This is a genomic window from Bacillus cereus group sp. MYBKT14-1 (assembly GCF_051915185.1).
GTDB lineage: Bacteria > Bacillota > Bacilli > Bacillales > Bacillaceae_G > Bacillus_A > Bacillus_A cereus.
On record NZ_JBQAEF010000007.1, the window covers coordinates 40284 to 58305 of the forward strand.

An 18022-nucleotide genomic window follows, 5' to 3' on the forward strand; every position below is an offset into this window, starting at 1 on the left:
CTTTTATTATTTGGTTTACTCCATCACTTTTTAAATTTCATACATTAATATAAAAAGGTTAGAGAATTAACTTCTCTAACCTTTTTATATACACTATTAGGTTTCAAACAGTAAAGATGCCCTAATGCTACCATTGATCCTGTTCCCTATTCAACCTTGTATAAACACAAAAAAGAATCAGACATTACCACTATTCAAAACCAGTTACAATTCTCTCTTTCATTTTCTGTAATACTTCACTGCTCAATACTTTTTGACCAGCAGGAAGTTTTAATATGGCAGCGGCACCTTTACTAAGGTATATTTCTTGATCATTATTTTGATTTACTACCAATATTCCTTGCCCTTCAAATTCGAAATAACTAATATCTTTTGTTTCATTTGTATTATTCTTTATTGCTGTATATAATCCATATAAATCTTTACTTCTATTTTCTCCGCCCGTTCGAATCGGTTCAATATCATTCGCAACAATTAGTCCTTCTGGCTGCTCACCCTTCATAATAAACCACAGCTTTTCATTTGTTGGTAATAGTAAATGCTTAAATTCAGAGCTATTTAAAATTTGCTGTGCTGGAATTGTTGCATAGATTGGTAACGAAAATGGAGATGTTGTTATTTTTTCAAAGCTTAAATTTTCAGAAGAACTTCCCTTACTATATTGATAATCTTTTAATGCGATCGATTGTACTGATTCACTTTTATTTTTTGATGCATAACTAATTTTACTAGCGAAAATAATAACGGTCATTAAGCACATGCACGGTATCACAAGCTTAAGTAGTTTTCCCATTTATGAACCCCCGCTTTTAATATTATTAGTTTGCATGGATATTATAAACAGTTTCACTCCACCAAAAATTATTATTGTTATGGAACGTACTGAAATTATGATTATAATGATCACCATACCAAGGGTCCATGTACGTTATATAATCTGTTCCAGTTGTCCCTTTATAAAACCCATCAAGTACTAGAAAGTGTCCGATGTTAGCTCCATTTTGCCACATAATGAGTGCAATCATCGGCTGATTACTATTAATTTGACTTTTGAACCAATCATAAGATTTTGCTCCAGAACTTATAGCTGAGCTAACACCATATCCTGATAATCCATATTGTATTTCACGTGAAGTTGCAGGATTATTATATGATCCACCCTTAACATACCTAACGTACTGATCTTGTGAAGGAGTTTTCCCAAAATAATTTAAAACTGAAACCGAAGTGCCTGCCCAACACCAATTTGATCTTTCTTGTAATATGTTAGGTACAGATAATTTACGATCTATTGATGTATTTGGAGGATTTCCATTAATATACGCTGACGTTACATATACTTTTTTTCCATCTTTAAAATAATAAAACCAACGATTATCTAAATTTCCTGTCCAGTAATCTTTAACCGCTTCACCATACTCCCATCCTTTAAAAGATACTGTTGTATTTCCGGGAATCACATCTACAATATTTGCATTCAAACTTTTTGCCTCTCTAACATTTACATTCAATGGAGCTGTTGTTCCTGTAAATTCAACTTCTTCTGCTATTATTTTCTGAACACCAATAAAACTAAATGTGAAGAACAATAAAAACATACAAACAATAAAATGCTTTCTTCCCTTCATTTCTCCACCCCTTCATCAGTACTAAAAAACATCAACAATTCATCCTTATTAATTGTTCAAGCTTAATATTACATACTAACGAAAAATGACTTCTCATAAAGTGAAACTTTGATCAGTAGTGGTTTTATTCATCCCCCACTGATTGTTAGTTAAACCAATCGGGCTGCTCTGCAAATAGCGGGATAAATTCCAATACAAAAAAGGAGCCTATAAATTTTTATAGGCTCCTTTTTATTTCGTCGTTATTACTTAGCTAATTCTTTTGTACCCTTCATTACATCAATGAAGAATCCCCAGTTATTCACTACAGAAGAGATACTGATATGTTCATCTGGAGTGTGGACGTTAAAAATGTCTGGTCCGAATGAAATTGCATCTAATTCAGGCATTTTTTGAACGAATGCGCTACACTCAATCCCCGCATGCACAGCGAAGATTTCAATTTCTTTATTGTATTTTTCTTGATGCACTTTTTCAAATAAATTACGAATTTGTGAGTTTGGATTGTATGGCCATTCTGGATACTCTGACTCTATTTCAAATGTAGCACCAACTAATTCAGCAATATATTTTATTTCTTCTGCAACATGTTGTTTTAAACTACTTACAGAACTTCGCACTTCGTTACGTAATTTAATTTCATCTCGCAATGTTTCAATAACGCCTAAATTCGTTGAGCTTTCTACAAGACCTTTAATATCCATGCTCATGCTTTGAATGCCATTTGGAATTAAGAATAATGATGAAATAAGCTGCTTTTGTGTCTCTTTAGCAAATACTTTTTCAACTGTTTCATCCAATTTTGTCAGTGTAACATGAACATCTGGATCAACAGCACGCATTTCTTCTTGTAATACACGTGTCCATGATTCTAATTTTTCTTCTACTTTTCCTACATCTTCTGTACGAATTAAAATTGTAGCTACACTTTCACGCGGAATTGCATTCGTTTTTAAACCGCCGTGAACTTCACTTATGTTAAACTCCATATGTGCTGATAAATCACGTAATACTCGTCCTAATACTTTGTTCGCATTACCGCGTTGTTTATCAATTTCCATACCAGAATGTCCGCCTTTTAGACCACCAACATATAGACGGTATGCATCCATATTCGCTGGTGTTTCATCCCAAATTACGGGAATTGTTTCAACAGCTTTCGCACCACCTGCACTACTTACAAGTAATTTATGATCTTCTTCAGAATCAATATTTATAAATATCTTTCCTTCAAAATGATTTGGATCAATAGCAAAAGCCCCGCCCATTGTCGTTTCTTCTTCAGTAGTGATAACGACTTCAAGTGCTGGATGCGGAATTTCTTTCGAATCTAATAAAGCTAATGCATACGCAACTGCAATACCATTATCAGCACCTAAAGTTGTTTGATTTGCATATAACATGTCCCCAATGATTCGTAATTCAATTGGATCTTTTTCAAAATCATGTACTGTTGCTTGATTTTTTTCGCAAACCATATCCATATGACCTTGAATAATAATAGCTGGTACATTTTCATAACCAGTTGTTGCTTCTTTTTTAATAATGACATTTAATGCTTCATCTTGAATAACTTCTAAGTTACGCTCTTTTGCAAAGCCCACTAAATAATCACTAATTTCCTTTTCATTACCTGATCCTCTAGGAATCTTTGAAATTTCTGCAAAATGATAAAATACAGGGTGCTTTGTTAATTGTTCTAAAGTAGAATACATTTTTCAAGCTCCTCTCCAAATGACAAAATAATATGTAAGTCTCATATCATTATACCATGATTCATTATTTTACCTTTCTTTTAACTTTTATTGTTCATTTTATGTACAACAATCTTACAATATTGTAAGGGCATTGTAATCTATATCGATTTTTCTCATTTAATAATAATCGTATACTTTTTAAAGAAACACATTAAAGGAGATAAAGAAAATGAAAAAGTTTTTAGCAATTATTACACTATGTTTATTATTTTTTAGTTTTACTATTGGCTGTGAGAGAGCGTCACTAAATAGAATTGGTAAAGATGTATATTACATGCAGATAAAAGGCGAAGGAACTATCGAAAAGGTAGATGGTAGAAACTTACGAAACTATACGCTGCCCGCATATGATGAAGATGGCGTCAAAAAACAAATTACATTTAGAAGTACAAAAAAAGAAAACAATCATAAATTAAATGAAGACGCGTTTTTACGCCTTTATGTAGATCAAGATGATAATAATAAAAATGAAATATCATCAATTGAAGTAAAGTCCTATGAAGAGATTCAGAAAGCAGATTTGCCTGAAAAAATAAGAGAAAAGTTTACTATTAAATAAAAAAAAAGAAAATGCTCTATGCATTTTCTTTTGTTCTTTTCACCTGTATATATTTTGAACTACTATTATTCATCAGTTTCTCTAACCGATTTATATTCTCCGTTAATGCACCTTTCACAAGAGAGAAATCTGTATTTGATTCTTCTTTTTTTTCTTTAAAAAACGAAGACTTTTGTACATTGACTTCAGCCATCTCTTCTCCCCCTTTTCAAAAAGATACAACCTTTTATTTATATTATATAGCAAATGTAGAAAGAGTGTACACTTATGATTTTCTTTTTAATTCTTCTTCTAATTCTTCTACTTGCTGCAACGTATCCCCTTTTATTAAAGAGAAATCTGTTGTATCTTCATTATCTTCTTTAAAAAAATCATTGTCATAATCTTTTACCACTACAATCACCTCTACCTGCTAGTGTAGGAATGATTGTCCAATTTTATTCAACTTTGTCGGATTTTGTTTTTAATTTATGTATAGAAGAAAAGGACAGAAAAAGATTCTGTCCTTATTTACTAAAATAACTATGATGTATTGTTAAATTATATACATTTTCAAAATCCCGATCTTGCAGGTTATTTTTCTTTCCATCAATAACAATGAAAACGTCACTTACTATTTTTGCTGGTATAATCCCGACATTTTCTACTTGCACCGCTTTCTGCTCATTCAATTGCTCGATATGTTCTAACGGAACGATAATACTAAATTGCGAGCGAATACCACGAAAGTGTGTATTTAATTCCTTCGCGGCTTCAAAAACAACAATTTTCGCGCCAATCTTTTCCCCATATGAATCTAAAAATGCATTTAAGCTCTTTGTATATTCCTCTTCCGTATGCCATTCCATCGTACCGAATACTGCTGGATTAACATTTTGAATAATTGTCGTGTATATTTCCCCTCTCGCTTTAGATGCAATTAATGATCGTTTTATTGATTGAACTGTCTTGCCAATATCGCTAAATTTCGCACCCCATATTTCTGAAATATTAGGCGTTAAAATGAACGCAATATCAACAAAAATAACCATTGCAGTAAACATTAAAAGATTTTTCCAGAGGGTTAAATCAATTCCTTTTATCATGAAATACACGGTGACAGATATGATAAACAAACCATACCAAGTCTTTCTAATACGTTGCTTTTTCTCCTCGTACAACTCCTCATTTTTCCAATAAAAGAAAACAAGGACTACAAAGACAATCGCTAAAACAAATAAGCCAATTCGAATGTTAGAGATCATTAATCACATCACCCTCCATTCAAAAACTACTCACGATATCATTACATGCGCAAGCTACTCTCTTTATGACAAAAGACGTGGACAAGCTTCTAAAATTAGCTACATCGCATATATATTAGAAAGTACCACGTCTTTTATCCTGTTATTTGTGGGAAATAAGACCCCCACTGATTAAAATTTCACTTTACCATGAGTCTATATTGTATATGTAGACAAGCATTCATTTCAAATTTTCGTATTAAAAAGAAATATGTTTCGGAATTTCCCCTTCAGGTACTTCTCCATCCATACTTAAATAATAATGACGAATCGGACGTAAGTTTTCGTCTAATTCATAAACAAGCGGAATGCTAGTGGGAATATTTAATGAAACTACACCATCACTTGAAAGGTTGTCTAAATATTTTACTAGCGAGCGAATTGTGTTACCGTGTGATGAAATAATTACTTTATTACCACTTTTTAATGTCGGCGCAATTTCTGAATGCCAATAAGCAAGTACTCTCTTCTCCGTATCCTCTAAACATTCAGTTAATGGAAATTCACCTTTTTTGAGTGTTTTATATCTTGGATCGGTCGCTTCATATCGAGGATCGTCTTCAGTAAGAGCCGGTGGTCTTACATCAACACTTCTTCTCCAAATATGAACTTGCTCCTCACCATATTTTTGTGCAGTTTCATCTTTATTCAGCCCTTGCAATGCACCATAATGTCTTTCATTTAGCTTCCAAGATTTATGTATTGGAACCCAAGTAAGATCCATCTCATGAAGTACAATCCATAACGTCCGAATTGCGCGTTTTAATACTGATGTATAAGCCACATCAAAAGTATATCCGTTTTTCTTTAATATTGCTCCTGCTTCTCTCGCTTCACTTAATCCATTCTCTGATAGATCAACATCTGTCCATCCAGTAAAGCGATTTTCAAGATTCCATAAACTTTGTCCGTGACGAATAAGTACAAGTTTTATCATTATAATTCCCCTTTCGGAAATGTGAATTTTATTGTTCCATTGCGTACACGTATAAAGTATCTAGTAATGTATCTTTTTATCCATTCACTCTATGACCAAATCATAGTTGCCAAATGTATGGATAAAATTTGTTCTTTTTCAAACGATAAAAACAGAAGTTTTTTCATTATTTTTGATCGACTGGTAGTTCACGTTTCGTTATCCAAGCATCAAAACCTGATCGGCTATTTGCCATTTCATTCATAACTTGGTGCCAATTGTCCTCACATGATTCACCAAATTTTGAAAAAATAGCACCCATTTGTTGTCTTTGTACATCACTCAGTTTTTTCTCTAAATCTGTACCTTTTTCTGTTAAAGACAACTGTTTCACACGTCGATCATGCATAGCTTCATTACTCTCAATTAAGCCCTTTTCCACAAGTTGACGTAGCGGTCCGTGGAGAGCTTGTTTACTTATTTCTAATAGTGATAATAACTCATTTACACTTATCCCTGGAAAACGTGCGATAAAAAATAAAATTCGATGATGTACTCGTTGAATGCCATATTCTTTTATAATTTCATCTGGCTTTTCAGTAAATGTTTTATATGCAAAATAAAATAATGCTAATGCCTCATTCATCTGTTCTTCTTTATGTTGTGTCATCTACTTTCCCCCTGTATGTAAATTATACCACAATCTAGTAATGAATATTTTAATCAACCCATTAGAACTTATTTAGTCTATTGAAACATTCATTGCATAATTAGGAGATGATTCATTTGAAAAAACAATATACTATAAGTGCATATTTATTGGATAGACTACACGAATTAGGAATTGAACATATATTTGGCGTTCCTGGTGATTATAATCTTGCCTTTTTAGATGATGTAGTAGCACATGAAAAGTTAAAGTGGATTGTATTATTAGTATTGGTGTGAAGTTAACTGATACTATTACAGGCGGCTTCACACAAGGTTTTACAAAAGAACAAGTTATAGAAATCCATCCCTACACTGTGAAAATTATAGATAAAAAATACGGTCCAGTTGTAATGCAGGATGTTTTACAACATTTAAGTGATTCAATTGAGCATCGTAATAAAGATACCCTTGACGTTAAGCCATTTATTTTAGAATCCTCACCTTTTACTGAAGAGTTCATTCCAAAAGCACAAATGGTCACACAAAAACGCTTTTGGCAGCAAATGTACCATTTCTTACAAGAAAACGACATCTTAATTGTAGAACAAGGAACACCTTTCTTTGGTAGTGCTGATATCCCTCTACCTAATAACACTGCATATGTAGGACAACCGTTATGGGGATCTATCGGATATACACTGCCCGCTCTACTTGGTACACAGCTCGCCAATTTATCACGGCGCAACATTTTAATTATTGGTGATGGTTCTTTCCAAGTAACTGCCCAAGAGTTATCAACTATACTACGTCAAAATTTAAAACCGATTATATTTTTAATCAAAAACAACGGATACACCGTTGAACGTGCCATTCACGGCCAAAACCAACCTTATAATGATATACAAATGTGGGATTACAATAAACTATCAATGGTATTTGGGTCAGAAGAAAAAAGTCTAACATTTAAAGTAGAAAATGAAGCAGAATTAGCAGAAGTCTTAACAAATATAACTTTTAATAAGAATCAACTTATCTTTATTGAAGTTATAATGAGCCAAAGCGATCAACCTGAATTGTTAGCTAAACTCGGGAAAAGATTTGGTCAGCAAAATTCTTAATATAAAAGCATAACCTAATTATACAATTGGTAGTGTAAAACTTGTTTTGAGAATAGTTTCGACACTCAAAATACATAAGGAAAAGGATGGAAAGCACCATCCTTTTCTATTTTAAGAGCGTTCTTCGACTAACGCCCCGTGCGACAAGCAAAAATTCTTAATCCATCTTTAACTTTATAGCTTTTGTCGCAATAAATGTTTTAATATGCTTATCTAATATCCTTGTTCCACCAAAATCATCCTCATAAAAACCTGTTATAGCAAAACCAGCTTCAATTTGGCCTTGGATTTGGTCTTCTAAAGTATGCGCATATTCTATTGTTTGATTTGAATCGATGTAATCTTGAACTTCATCCTCCGGTAAATAATCCAATGTTGATGAAGGAATTGAATGTTTAACATCAAGAATACCTTTTTGCTCTTAGTTATCATCAAAAATCCATAGTAACGGATTTGTAAATCCAGCAATAAGAATACCTTTATTCTTTAAAACCCTAGAAACTTCATTCCATACAAGATGAACATCTTTTACAAACAAAAATAAGCTACGCTTTTTCTTTTTTATTCAGCAAGAGTTAACTGCCAAGATACACCATACTTATCATTTAACCAGCCAAACTTTTTACTAAACGGATAAGAACCTAAAGGCATAAGAATTGCTCCATCCTGCGCTAGTTTATGAAAGACCGTATCAATTTCTTCTTCTGTCTCACAAGTTACATAAAGAGACATAGCTGGAGTGAATGTAAAATTATGATTTACATAACTATCAATACACATAAACTCTTGGCCATTTAACGTAAAAGTTGCATGAATTACAGTTCCCTCTTTACCAGGTCCATTTTCATCGTAGCGAGAAATACTTACAATTTCCGATTGATCAAATAGCGACGTATAAAAATTCATTGCTTCCTCAGCTTTGCCTTCAAACATTAAAAACGTAGTAATTTTTTGATTTGTGTTACTCATATGGAGACAGCCCCTTGTTATATATTTATGTAAAACATAAGTCGGCCAAAAAACCGAACGTACATTCCTGTAAATGTATTGTCTATAAAAACGATGAGTTTGTCAATTATCTACTTTATTATTTCTTCTTAAATAATGCTGTCCAAAGAAATGATTCTCCAAACATTTCTTTCGGTTGTTTCATTTGTTTCATCCTTCTAATCTCAATTACCTCAAATTCTTTAAATATCTCTCTTAACTTTTCTTCCGAGTATGCAAGACCACCTTGTAGACTCCATCCTCTATATACATCCCAATCTGTTATTTCCGATCCATTTCGCTCATCTAAATCGCCTGCCGCAAAACATGTTAATCCGAAATAACCACCCGATTTTAATGAGTTTTTAATTAAATCCACATAATTTATTCTTCTATGCGGTGGAATGTGATGCAAACAGCCCGAATCGTATACAAAATCAAATTCGTTTTGAACCTCTAAATTAAAAATTGAATCACAAATAAAATGAATTGCTACCCCTTTTGCCAATGCCCTTTCTTTAGCCCAATTAATGCCTTCTACAGATAAATCCACTGCTGTTACATCAAATCCTTGAGTCGCTAAATAAATGGCATTTCTACCTGGACCACATCCAAGTTCTAATACCTTCCCTTTTGAAACTCTCTCTTTTTGTATATACGAAACTAGATTCTCATCTGGAACATTTTCAAAAAACGGAACATCCTTTTCTCTATTCTCATAAAACTCATTCCAAAATGGTTCTGCAGGTCTTAATAATGAATCAAGCATTTTTAAAATGTCTTCTTGTGTGTGTAACGTTTCAGTTTTCATTAATACCCCTCCATAAATTAATAGTCAGAAAATTATTATATATCTTTTCGAACTTTCAAACAAAGAAAAAACTCCTATATTCAATAGGAGTTTTTGTCTTTAAACTCCGAGTACAGCTAACCATTTTAACAATTTCTCTTCTCGCGCTTTTAAATCATCATTCCTAAACTTGCCTAGTTGTATTTCACTAACAACTTCTCCGTCCTCCATAAAAAGAACTCTTTCTGTTTTCTCTACTACCTATACAACATGAGTCACTTAAGAAGGTTACTTTGCTGAAAAATAAAGCCGATTTCGTTAAGGGATATTTTTGCTAACGCCTCTTCTTTCATACATGTTATTTCATACAATCATACTTTTCTAATAAAATAACGCTTTTGTTCACTTTTTTGATACATTTACGAAACATTCATGTGTTACCTTTATTAAGTTCTTTTCTCTTTATAATGTCGTGTGAGATATACCAACAGAGGAAGCCCTAGATCCCCTAATCCTAGGGCTTTTTTATAAGAATTTTATACATTTTATTATTTCTACTAACTCTTTAAATTGTATATACATAATATAAAATTTTCATGTTGTTATATTTTTTGATGGCCTCTTATCTTTCCTTAAAAGGCTTTTTTTCAAATAACGCTTTTATTTAATTTATATTTAAAAAGTTCCTTTTCATAAAGACTTCCCTTATATGCTATACTCATTCTTAAATAATTGTATAAGGAATGTTAAAAATGGATGATAGATCGTCAAGACAATGGAAATTGCGACAAAAGTTAAGAGCACTGAAAACCAAAAACAACAATGACACAAACCCTTTGTTTAGTGAATGCCTTGAATCCCTAGGAAACGAAACTCTCATTTTCTCCCAAGAAAAAAGCCAGCAGATTGCTATTATTTTAATGAATTCATTTCCTATAACTGTCTCGGGAAGAATAGATTGGGAACAGATAGATAACCAATTCATAGCTTCGAACAAAGAACAACTAATTTCCCTTATTAGAGCAAACCAACTAGATTTTGACGAACAGATTTTTATAATATGGGATAACTATGAAATCCCTGTAGTAAGTACAAATCTTGATAAAGTATTCCAATCACTAGTTGACGTTGATGCAGTCAGTTTTTATTACTGGCTATTAGACAAAGAATATAGATTCGTAATTGAAATAAATGATAAAGAATTGATTAGGATTGGGTTTCGCTAATACTCTAAGCATATGAAGCTAGTTCCCTTCATTTCTTAATATTTTCTTCGTCACCACCGCTATTATTATCATTATGAAACTTATAGCTAATATAGGTAAATAAATTTTCGTACTGAATCCTTCAAACATAAAACCATATACGACTTGCCCAATTGGTGCCATACATTGAGATACCGCTGTTATAATTGCCATTACTTTTCCTAGATTTTCATTTGGTGTTTTCTTTTGGACTACAGTAATCACATAGATGGATAAAATTATCATAATCATTGCGATTAGAAGAGAAGAAAGTATAAAGAGGATAAATGGTGGATAGTATCCTAAATTAAGAGTAAACGGTGTAATTGATAGTGCCACTGGTATAACTAATAAAGCTATGATAAGCATCCAATTATATAATGTTTTCATCTGTAACTTTTTAGCAAAGAAACCGATTGACAATGCCCCTAATATGGTTGCAAAATCAATTAATCCCATTCCAATTCCATACATCATATCGCTACTCTGCATAGTTACTCGTAATATAATAGGTCCTCCGACAACAAATAACGGTGTCAAAATTAAATTTAGTAAAACTGCAAGTAACATAGCCTTCAAAATAAAAGGTTGCTTTAAAACATAAAGAAAACCTTCTTTCATATCTTTTATAATTGTCGGTATGATATGGCTTTCTTGCGCTCTTTTTATAAAAGGTATTGTAATAAACATTTGTAAAATCGCAGATAAAAAGAAAGCAAAACAACTTGTTATTACGAGTATTTTCAAACCAATTATGCCGTATAATAGTCCTCCTAGTACAGGTGCAACTATATTAGATAATGCTTGCACACCATTTACGATACCGTTCGCTTGTTCTAACTTTTTCTCTGGGACTAATTGCGGAATACTTGCCATAACAACTGGTGCGTACATTGCACTAACGACTGCTAGTAAAAACATAATTGTTCCAATCAATAAAATAGATATCGATTCAGTTAATAACAAAACTATAAAACTTAATACAATAGCAGCGTTTATAAAATCCAAAATGACCATTACATTACGGCGGTTGAAACGATCTGCTATCGCTCCGCCAAGAGGAGCTAACAAAAACGGGATACTCGTTACAGCATATAACCCTGCAAATATATCGGCACGTCCTGTTATATCTAGCACATATAAAGACAGTGCAAAACGTAATAGTGTTGAACCTAAAATAGTAATAATTTGACCACTTACCATTAAGTGAAAATCTTTCAAGGAAGATTGAATACTTGCTGGCATCCTCATCACATCCTTCATTTAGTTAGACCGACTGCCGGTCGATAATACTCAAACAGAAAATCACTATTTCTGTTTAATTAAAACTTCCATCATATAATCAAAAGATCCCTCTTTCGCTCCGACAGATGCTTCCATCATTTTGATATAAGCTTTAGCTCTGTTTATCATTTCTTCCGGTTTCCACTGGAATAAACCATCATCAAATATGACTTGTGCTGAAGAGAGTAATAATTCAATTGTTTCTTGTGGGTATGGAGTAGAAAATATGCCTTCTTCTATTCCTTGCTCTAAAACTTCCGTTAATACAGGAGATAAATGTATAATGGATTGCACTAAACTTTTCTGATGCATTTCTGCATTATTTGGTTGATGGAATTGTTCAATCATTTTTTCTTTGACATCTCCTGATTTTGGTGATTGTTCCATTAAAATTTTAAATAACTTATCTAAAACGTGGATATCGGGATTGGAGACAATCCTTTTCGCCTTAGTGACATCCTCTTTAATAATCCTCATAATGATTTCATCCATTACTTCCTCCTTCGACTTAAAATAATGATAAAACGTCCCCTTTGCTATACCAATTTCTTTTAAAATATCATTCACGGTTGTTTTCGTATAACCTTTCGTAAGAAACAAACGCTCAGCTGTTTCTAAAATTTCCTTTCTACGCTCCTCATACTCCTTTACAATTCGCATTCAAGTTCTCCTTCCCACCAGACCGACTGTCGGTCTATTAAAATTATATGTTTAGTTTGCAAAAAGTTTCCTATTATCGTACATATACAACACCATACTTTCTATTTCCTTTATAAATTTTTATTTTTTAACGTCCGCTCAATTTGTTTAAAACGTATCTCATGTTTCTTATCGTCACCTTTCATTTTAGGAAAAGAACGATGCCTCCGTTCGATCTAGGTACTTATCAATGGAGTATTTTGTTGAGTTCCAATATGTAATATTGCATATTTCGTACTTTTATTTTTTTATATATAATAATTTATTTATAAAAATATAAATTATTAATAAGGGTGATTTATATGAGCAAGTTCCGAAAGAAGATGATTAAATATTTGCAAACATTTTGGGGATGCTTAGCATTTGGTGTATTAATGTTTGCTATCTTCTTAATTACGGATTTAACATATGTATCTTTAAATACATTAGGCTGGAGAGACTGGCTAGGTTCTGTAGCAGGCGCAACCATTTTATCTGTTGGAATATTTACTTTAAATAAATTGAATTTAAAATAAATATTCGGTCAATACTGTATGTAGGCTGTATGCCAACATTCATTTAAAGTAGTCTTCTCTGTATCTCCTTGTATTGAGCAGTTAGCTTTTGCTAGCCGCTCTTTTATTTTGTTCCGGTTCTTGCCTCTTAAAGAACTCTTTATCTACTTTCCCCCTAATAAGTACACATATCTTATCTATTCCCCATTACTACAAAATGAAATCTTTATTTTGTTTTACGCGTCGCTTCTTCAATCAGCCAAGATACAATATTAAAATCATTAGCTTCACCCTTTAAAGATGTTCCGTTCCAAAAGCATTCTTTCATCACTTCAAGTAATTTTTCAACAGCTTCAATTCATCTCATATTCATTTTCCCTTTCTCCCAAATAACTATTTTGTTTTATTAATTAACTGATTAATAAAACAAACACCTTTATTAAACATTCCATATTTCTTCACCCCTTGAATATTTTTCAAATAAAAATACATACTACTTTCAAGCTGCCGTGTCCATGGCTAATACCTCTTTCTTTTGATGTATATTTTTTAAGAAATTGAAAATAATACCAACAAACTGTTTGAACTAGCAGCTTCACTCTTCTCGCAATGGGGATGCAAATTATCACAATTAGCTAACTCATTGAACTCACTGGCAGACAACCAAAATCGTTGTCTGCTTTTTGTATGAGATTTTTCGTTTTACATATACTACTTTTGAACCTGCAGACCAATACGAGCCATTTTGGTACTTGGGATTTCCCTTCCGGGGATAAGTATTTTTTACTTATCCCTTTTTTGTATAGACACGTATATTTAGGTTAAAACTAATTACAAGCAGATTTTCTGTTTATGCGTAGTTCTAAACAAGATTACTTTTTCTCCTATTAAAGGACGGCAGGTACGACTGCTAGTCCTTTTTTCTTATTTCGCATATTATCACTACATTACCTTCATCGTCGTAAGCAATTTCCCCATAAGGATGGCAGTGGTGCTTCTCGAGTTCCTCATCGATCAAAACTAACAAATTAATTTTCCAGTTTCCAACGATCGTACACCAATACGAGTTTAATCCTTCATAAACTTCTCTTGTTCTATTTCGATAATTGCGGAATGTATAATGAAAATACTCGCTCGCTTCAATACCTTTTCTTTTAACCAAAGTGTTCTGCTGAATGACAGTAATACCCTTTCTCTACTGGTTTTGAACTATAAAATTCCCTTTATAAATTTCAAATACGGTGAATGAAATTTTTTCTTGCCATCATCCTTGTTGTATACAAACAAAAAAAGAGCCACAATATTTCGGGACTCTTTTACAATTATAACTATTTAACGACCACGTCTTTGCTGACCTTGCTTTGTACTACCTTTTTTATTACTTGGCTTATTAAATGATCGGTTATTTTCATTTCTCGAACTATTTCTCGAACTATTTCTTGAATCACTTCTCGAGCTATTTCTCGAATCACGTCTTGATTCACTTCTTGAACCTTCGCGGCTATCTCTTTGACGATTTTGACCTGATTTCTTCGGAGCCGGCTTTGGTACCGGTTTTCCATTTTCATCTACACGTTTTATCTTCGGTTGTTCGATTATTTCTCTTTGTATTGGTGCACCAAGCGTTTTTTCAATTTCTTCTAAATGTTTTTCATCTTTCGCTGCAACGAACGTAATTGCAAGACCTGATCCACCTGCACGTCCTGTTCGGCCAATGCGATGAATGTAACTTTCTACATCTTCAGGGATATCATAGTTAAATACGTGCGTTACACCATCTACATCAAGTCCACGAGCTGCTACATCCGTTGCGATTAAGTACTGAATTTTAGCTTCGCGGAAACTCTTCATAACTCTTTCACGTTTCGCTTGAGGTATATCACCATGAAGTTCAGCACAATTATAACCTAGTCCTTTTAAATTATCATAAAGCTTACTTGCTCTAACCTTTGTACGACAGAAAATAACAGCTAAAAATGGCTGATCACGATCCATAACAAAACGAAGTGCATCTGGCTTTGCACGATCTGTCGTCTCAATGACACGCTGCTCAATTGTATCAACCGTTACTTCTTCACTTTGTACTTGAATCATTTGCGGTTCATCCATATAACGCTTCGCCAATTTTTTAATATCTTTTGGCATCGTTGCTGAGAATAACATCGTTTGTTTACTACCTGGTGTCTCATCTAAAATATCTTCAATATCATATAAGAAACCAAAATAAAGCATTTGATCCGCTTCATCTAGTACAATCGTTGAAAGATTACTTAAATCAATTGTTTCACGTCGTATATGATCTAATAATCGTCCTGGTGTTGCAACAACAATATGTGTATTACCTTTTAATTTTCTCAATTGTTGTGCTACATCTTGCCCACCATAAATCGCTAGTACATTAATATCTTCTCTTTGAACAAGCATTTTTTTAATTTCAGTTGTAATTTGCAGAGCTAGTTCCCTTGTTGGTGCAACAATTAAGGCCTGAACATCACTAGATTCTGGATCGATTTTTTCTAAAATCGGTAACACGAATGCTAACGTTTTACCCGTTCCTGTTTTCGCCTGCCCAATAATATCTTTACCTGACAGAATAACTGGAATTGCCTTCTCTTGAATTGGTGTTGCTTCTGTAATTCCATTTTCACGTAATGTATGATTAAAAGTTTCACTAATTCCTAATTCTAAAAAGTTTTTCAAATAGACCACTTCTTTTCCTTATTTTTCACATTAGCTTTCATTGTACCATTTGTTTCGCCAAATATGAAAAATAAAAAAATTCTTATCTTCTTTTTTTATATTCATCGTGTACTAGATGAACAAATTCTTTTTGCTTTTTCTCGGATTTTATTAATGTTTCCATTGTAAAAGAATATGAAATGAATTGTAAGGAACATATACTTACTCCTACAAAATTCCCATTCGAAATTCACGAATTTCAAGGGTACATCTATAACGATTACTTAAACCTCCAATACTACAATGAAGATATTAATGGGATTTTAAAAATCACTGTTTCACCAGTTCAAAATAAATTAGGCTTCTATGTACATAGGGGAGCTAAGTTCTACAGTTTTAAAAATAATATGAACGCATTATATAATCCTCATTTTGATTCAGCATATGAACTTATCTTTCAGAAGAATGGTTTTCAATATACAATTGCAATTGGTAACGAACGCTATATACAAGGAAAATATAACGTAAAGGATTTAATTAAAATTGCAGAATCTATGAATTAAAAAAACGATCTTTTCGATATAGGAAAGATCGTTTTTTTATTATTTTATACAGTAAGCTTTCCTCCATGATAGCAATAATACTGTGCTGCTTTAAAACTTTTAATCCTATTTAAAGACTGTTTCGCTTTTTCTATATCTAAACAAAAATTCGGATTAGCTATTACTAACTCACGATTCTCTTGAACAGCCGCATCTCCCGTAATTACACAGTCTAAATTCGGAAAATATAATGAAATATGCCCCGAAGTATGTCCTGGCGTCGCTACTATTTGACATTCATTATTCAAAATCATTTGACCATCATGCACTTTTTCATCGACGGAAATATGTTTTATATTTTTTAACTGTTGTATAAACCATTTACCAAATTCTTTTTCTTCATTTGGCATACGTTCTAACATTTCTTCAGCTTGAACTAACCTCTCTGATTTTATATCACCACTAATATAGTTAGATTCAATTTCACTAGCAATAACATTAATGTGAGGATATTTCACTTTGAAATCATATAAAGCCCCTATATGGTCATCATCATAATGAGTAATAATTATATTTTTTAAGTTTTTCATCTCATATCCATGTTTTAATATTGCATTTGCAATTAAAGGTAAAAAACTTGGATATCCTGTATCGACTAACGTTAATTCATTATGTACTATAATTAAACTTGGATAAACACATTGTTTTTGCCCGTTAAATTCGAATTCAATTGGTAGTTCTATTATTTTCATTTTTCTTCCCCCATACCGCTTATAAAATGCATAATAATAACTAAATGATCCACATACATCTTACAATATATATACTATTTAGCGGAACACTGTGAATCGTTGCATAATCCACATTATATTATTTTGAACAGGTATTCCCCTATTTTTATGGAAATATATAATTAAGAAAAACAATAAAATTGATTAATCTCTCACTTCTTTGTCCATCCTTTTAAAAAATCTATGTTTTTGTAAAAGGAGTGTTTATATGGAGAAACAGACACTTTGGAAAAAGTTCAAAAAAAGCTCTGTAAACCTCGGTAAATCCAGCGTATATGAAAGTATTATTTTATTCTACACAATGAAAAAGAAAGAATTACCTACTAAAGCGAAATTCATAATATTAGCCGCTTTATCTTATTACGTATTAGCAATCGATTTCATTCCAGATATAGCTGCTATTATTGGGATCGGCTTATTAGATGATGTTTTAGCAATCGCTGTAGCGCATAAATACGTGATGAGACACGCAGATGCTGAAATTCGAGAAAAGAGCAAAATAAAGATGGAGTCATTATTTACTTCAGCACAAGCATAATGAAACTATCTAGTCATTTACCTACCTTTTTACTTTCAAATAAAGCTAACTGTAATTAATGA

At 32.5% G+C, this 18022-nt stretch carries 19 protein-coding genes and 4 pseudogenes; 7 read left to right on the forward strand and 16 right to left on the reverse strand.

Features of this window, described 5'->3' with window-relative positions:
* Nucleotides 1-190: 190 nt before the first annotated feature.
* From ACTFO4_RS17990 to pepD, 3 genes are all read right to left on the reverse strand, one after another.
* Complete coding sequence (locus ACTFO4_RS17990; RefSeq protein WP_326235337.1) at nt 191-793, reverse strand: hypothetical protein; 603 nt, start codon at nt 791-793, stop codon at nt 191-193.
* 25 nt (nt 794-818) lie between these two features.
* A complete protein-coding gene (locus ACTFO4_RS17995; RefSeq protein WP_440014030.1) occupies nt 819-1628 on the reverse strand; it encodes a papain-like cysteine protease family protein in 810 nt (269 codons plus the stop codon).
* A gap of 245 nt (nt 1629-1873) precedes the next feature.
* Nucleotides 1874-3343 (reverse strand): beta-Ala-His dipeptidase, encoded by a 1470-nt coding sequence (gene pepD, locus ACTFO4_RS18000; RefSeq protein WP_078421165.1) that lies wholly within the window; start codon nt 3341-3343, stop codon nt 1874-1876.
* 211 nt (nt 3344-3554) lie between these two features.
* On the opposite strand from pepD, the gene ACTFO4_RS18005 reads away from it, so the two are divergent.
* Nucleotides 3555-3944 carry a YxeA family protein gene (locus ACTFO4_RS18005; RefSeq protein WP_078421166.1) on the forward strand — a complete coding sequence of 130 codons (390 nt, stop codon included), beginning with the start codon at nt 3555-3557 and terminating at the stop codon, nt 3942-3944.
* 16 nt (nt 3945-3960) lie between these two features.
* On the opposite strand, the gene spoIISB is transcribed toward ACTFO4_RS18005, so the two are convergent.
* The 5 genes from spoIISB to ACTFO4_RS18030 all read right to left on the reverse strand — a co-directional run bounded on the left by spoIISB (nt 3961) and on the right by ACTFO4_RS18030 (nt 6813).
* Nucleotides 3961-4137, reverse strand: coding sequence for a stage II sporulation protein SB (gene spoIISB / locus ACTFO4_RS18010; RefSeq protein WP_000852629.1), 177 nt, complete (start codon nt 4135-4137; stop codon nt 3961-3963).
* A gap of 72 nt (nt 4138-4209) precedes the next feature.
* On the reverse strand, nt 4210-4338 hold the full coding sequence (locus tag ACTFO4_RS18015; RefSeq protein WP_000237818.1) for a hypothetical protein: 129 nt from the start codon (nt 4336-4338) through the stop codon (nt 4210-4212).
* A 112-nt stretch (nt 4339-4450) separates the two neighbouring features.
* The gene (locus tag ACTFO4_RS18020; protein ID WP_017674034.1) at nt 4451-5188 is read right to left on the reverse strand and encodes a type II toxin-antitoxin system SpoIISA family toxin; all 738 of its coding nucleotides are present in this window, start codon (nt 5186-5188) and stop codon (nt 4451-4453) included.
* 238 nt (nt 5189-5426) lie between these two features.
* On the reverse strand, nt 5427-6164 hold the full coding sequence (gene gpmA / locus ACTFO4_RS18025; RefSeq protein WP_000594152.1) for a 2,3-diphosphoglycerate-dependent phosphoglycerate mutase: 738 nt from the start codon (nt 6162-6164) through the stop codon (nt 5427-5429).
* A gap of 166 nt (nt 6165-6330) precedes the next feature.
* Nucleotides 6331-6813: a MarR family winged helix-turn-helix transcriptional regulator gene (locus tag ACTFO4_RS18030; protein ID WP_000191889.1), complete on the reverse strand. Its 483-nt coding sequence runs from the start codon at nt 6811-6813 to the stop codon at nt 6331-6333.
* 107 nt (nt 6814-6920) lie between these two features.
* Here ACTFO4_RS18030 and ACTFO4_RS18035 point away from each other — a divergent pair, with 107 nt between their 5' ends.
* Both ACTFO4_RS18035 and ACTFO4_RS18040 read left to right on the forward strand, forming a co-directional pair.
* Nucleotides 6921-7091, forward strand: coding sequence for a thiamine pyrophosphate-binding protein (locus tag ACTFO4_RS18035; protein WP_410987880.1), 171 nt, complete (start codon nt 6921-6923; stop codon nt 7089-7091).
* A pseudogene (locus ACTFO4_RS18040) lies at nt 7067-7912 on the forward strand (thiamine pyrophosphate-dependent enzyme); the annotation flags it as partial. The gene ACTFO4_RS18035 and the pseudogene ACTFO4_RS18040, both read left to right, overlap by 25 nt.
* A 157-nt stretch (nt 7913-8069) precedes the next feature.
* Here the strand turns inward: ACTFO4_RS18040 and ACTFO4_RS18045 are convergent.
* The 4 genes and pseudogenes from ACTFO4_RS18045 to ACTFO4_RS18060 form a co-directional block, all read right to left on the reverse strand.
* A pseudogene (locus ACTFO4_RS18045) lies at nt 8070-8450 on the reverse strand (SAM-dependent methyltransferase); the annotation flags it as partial.
* Nucleotides 8451-8473: 23 nt separating this feature from the next.
* Nucleotides 8474-8881, reverse strand: a complete 408-nt coding sequence (locus tag ACTFO4_RS18050; protein WP_000072493.1) for a VOC family protein — start codon at nt 8879-8881, stop codon at nt 8474-8476.
* A 118-nt stretch (nt 8882-8999) separates the two neighbouring features.
* Nucleotides 9000-9710 carry a class I SAM-dependent methyltransferase gene (locus ACTFO4_RS18055; RefSeq protein ID WP_000846301.1) on the reverse strand — a complete coding sequence of 237 codons (711 nt, stop codon included), beginning with the start codon at nt 9708-9710 and terminating at the stop codon, nt 9000-9002.
* Nucleotides 9711-9809: 99 nt separating this feature from the next.
* Nucleotides 9810-9950 (reverse strand): annotated as a pseudogene (locus ACTFO4_RS18060) (ABC transporter ATP-binding protein); the annotation flags it as partial.
* A gap of 491 nt (nt 9951-10441) precedes the next feature.
* On the opposite strand from ACTFO4_RS18060, the gene ACTFO4_RS18065 reads away from it, so the two are divergent.
* A complete protein-coding gene (locus ACTFO4_RS18065) occupies nt 10442-10915 on the forward strand; it encodes a CDI toxin immunity protein (RefSeq protein ID WP_139365852.1) in 474 nt (157 codons plus the stop codon).
* A gap of 18 nt (nt 10916-10933) precedes the next feature.
* Here the strand turns inward: ACTFO4_RS18065 and ACTFO4_RS18070 are convergent, their stop codons facing one another.
* Both ACTFO4_RS18070 and ACTFO4_RS18075 read right to left on the reverse strand, forming a co-directional pair.
* A complete protein-coding gene (locus ACTFO4_RS18070; RefSeq protein ID WP_139365853.1) occupies nt 10934-12178 on the reverse strand; it encodes an MFS transporter in 1245 nt (414 codons plus the stop codon).
* 63 nt (nt 12179-12241) lie between these two features.
* The gene (locus ACTFO4_RS18075) at nt 12242-12877 is read right to left on the reverse strand and encodes a TetR/AcrR family transcriptional regulator (RefSeq protein ID WP_078421170.1); all 636 of its coding nucleotides are present in this window, start codon (nt 12875-12877) and stop codon (nt 12242-12244) included.
* Between the two features lie 341 nt (nt 12878-13218).
* On the opposite strand from ACTFO4_RS18075, the gene ACTFO4_RS18080 reads away from it, so the two are divergent.
* Nucleotides 13219-13431, forward strand: coding sequence for a hypothetical protein (locus tag ACTFO4_RS18080; RefSeq protein WP_078421171.1), 213 nt, complete (start codon nt 13219-13221; stop codon nt 13429-13431).
* 1311 nt (nt 13432-14742) lie between these two features.
* Here ACTFO4_RS18080 and ACTFO4_RS18085 read toward each other — a convergent pair.
* Nucleotides 14743-16119, reverse strand: coding sequence for a DEAD/DEAH box helicase (locus ACTFO4_RS18085; protein ID WP_002025792.1), 1377 nt, complete (start codon nt 16117-16119; stop codon nt 14743-14745).
* A 149-nt stretch (nt 16120-16268) separates the two neighbouring features.
* On the opposite strand from ACTFO4_RS18085, the pseudogene ACTFO4_RS18090 reads away from it, so the two are divergent.
* Nucleotides 16269-16652, forward strand: a pseudogene (locus tag ACTFO4_RS18090) (hypothetical protein); the annotation flags it as partial.
* 44 nt (nt 16653-16696) lie between these two features.
* On the opposite strand, the gene ACTFO4_RS18095 reads toward ACTFO4_RS18090, so the two are convergent.
* Nucleotides 16697-17383: an MBL fold metallo-hydrolase gene (locus ACTFO4_RS18095; RefSeq protein ID WP_000691168.1), complete on the reverse strand. Its 687-nt coding sequence runs from the start codon at nt 17381-17383 to the stop codon at nt 16697-16699.
* 247 nt (nt 17384-17630) lie between these two features.
* Between ACTFO4_RS18095 and ACTFO4_RS18100 the strand changes: the two genes are divergently transcribed.
* Nucleotides 17631-17960, forward strand: coding sequence for a YkvA family protein (locus ACTFO4_RS18100; RefSeq protein ID WP_000415082.1), 330 nt, complete (start codon nt 17631-17633; stop codon nt 17958-17960).
* Nucleotides 17961-18022: the final 62 nt, after the last annotated feature.

Bases quoted from the DNA above. Each gene is read 5' to 3' on its own strand.
- ACTFO4_RS18035 (WP_410987880.1), top strand. From the start codon at position 6,921: ATGATTCATTTGAAAAAACAATATACTATAAGTGCATATTTATTGGAT.
- gpmA (WP_000594152.1), bottom strand. From the start codon at position 6,164: ATGATAAAACTTGTACTTATTCGTCACGGACAAAGTTTATGGAATCTT.
- ACTFO4_RS18005 (WP_078421166.1), top strand. From the start codon at position 3,555: ATGAAAAAGTTTTTAGCAATTATTACACTATGTTTATTATTTTTTAGT.
- ACTFO4_RS18050 (WP_000072493.1), bottom strand. From the start codon at position 8,881: ATGAGTAACACAAATCAAAAAATTACTACGTTTTTAATGTTTGAAGGC.
- ACTFO4_RS18100 (WP_000415082.1), top strand. From the start codon at position 17,631: ATGGAGAAACAGACACTTTGGAAAAAGTTCAAAAAAAGCTCTGTAAAC.
- ACTFO4_RS18020 (WP_017674034.1), bottom strand. From the start codon at position 5,188: ATGATCTCTAACATTCGAATTGGCTTATTTGTTTTAGCGATTGTCTTT.
- pepD (WP_078421165.1), bottom strand. From the start codon at position 3,343: ATGTATTCTACTTTAGAACAATTAACAAAGCACCCTGTATTTTATCAT.
- ACTFO4_RS18030 (WP_000191889.1), bottom strand. From the start codon at position 6,813: ATGACACAACATAAAGAAGAACAGATGAATGAGGCATTAGCATTATTT.
- ACTFO4_RS18075 (WP_078421170.1), bottom strand. From the start codon at position 12,877: ATGCGAATTGTAAAGGAGTATGAGGAGCGTAGAAAGGAAATTTTAGAA.
- ACTFO4_RS18080 (WP_078421171.1), top strand. From the start codon at position 13,219: ATGAGCAAGTTCCGAAAGAAGATGATTAAATATTTGCAAACATTTTGG.
- ACTFO4_RS17995 (WP_440014030.1), bottom strand. From the start codon at position 1,628: ATGAAGGGAAGAAAGCATTTTATTGTTTGTATGTTTTTATTGTTCTTC.
- spoIISB (WP_000852629.1), bottom strand. From the start codon at position 4,137: ATGGCTGAAGTCAATGTACAAAAGTCTTCGTTTTTTAAAGAAAAAAAA.
- ACTFO4_RS18070 (WP_139365853.1), bottom strand. From the start codon at position 12,178: ATGCCAGCAAGTATTCAATCTTCCTTGAAAGATTTTCACTTAATGGTA.
- ACTFO4_RS17990 (WP_326235337.1), bottom strand. From the start codon at position 793: ATGGGAAAACTACTTAAGCTTGTGATACCGTGCATGTGCTTAATGACC.
- ACTFO4_RS18095 (WP_000691168.1), bottom strand. From the start codon at position 17,383: ATGAAAATAATAGAACTACCAATTGAATTCGAATTTAACGGGCAAAAA.
- ACTFO4_RS18055 (WP_000846301.1), bottom strand. From the start codon at position 9,710: ATGAAAACTGAAACGTTACACACACAAGAAGACATTTTAAAAATGCTT.
- ACTFO4_RS18065 (WP_139365852.1), top strand. From the start codon at position 10,442: ATGGATGATAGATCGTCAAGACAATGGAAATTGCGACAAAAGTTAAGA.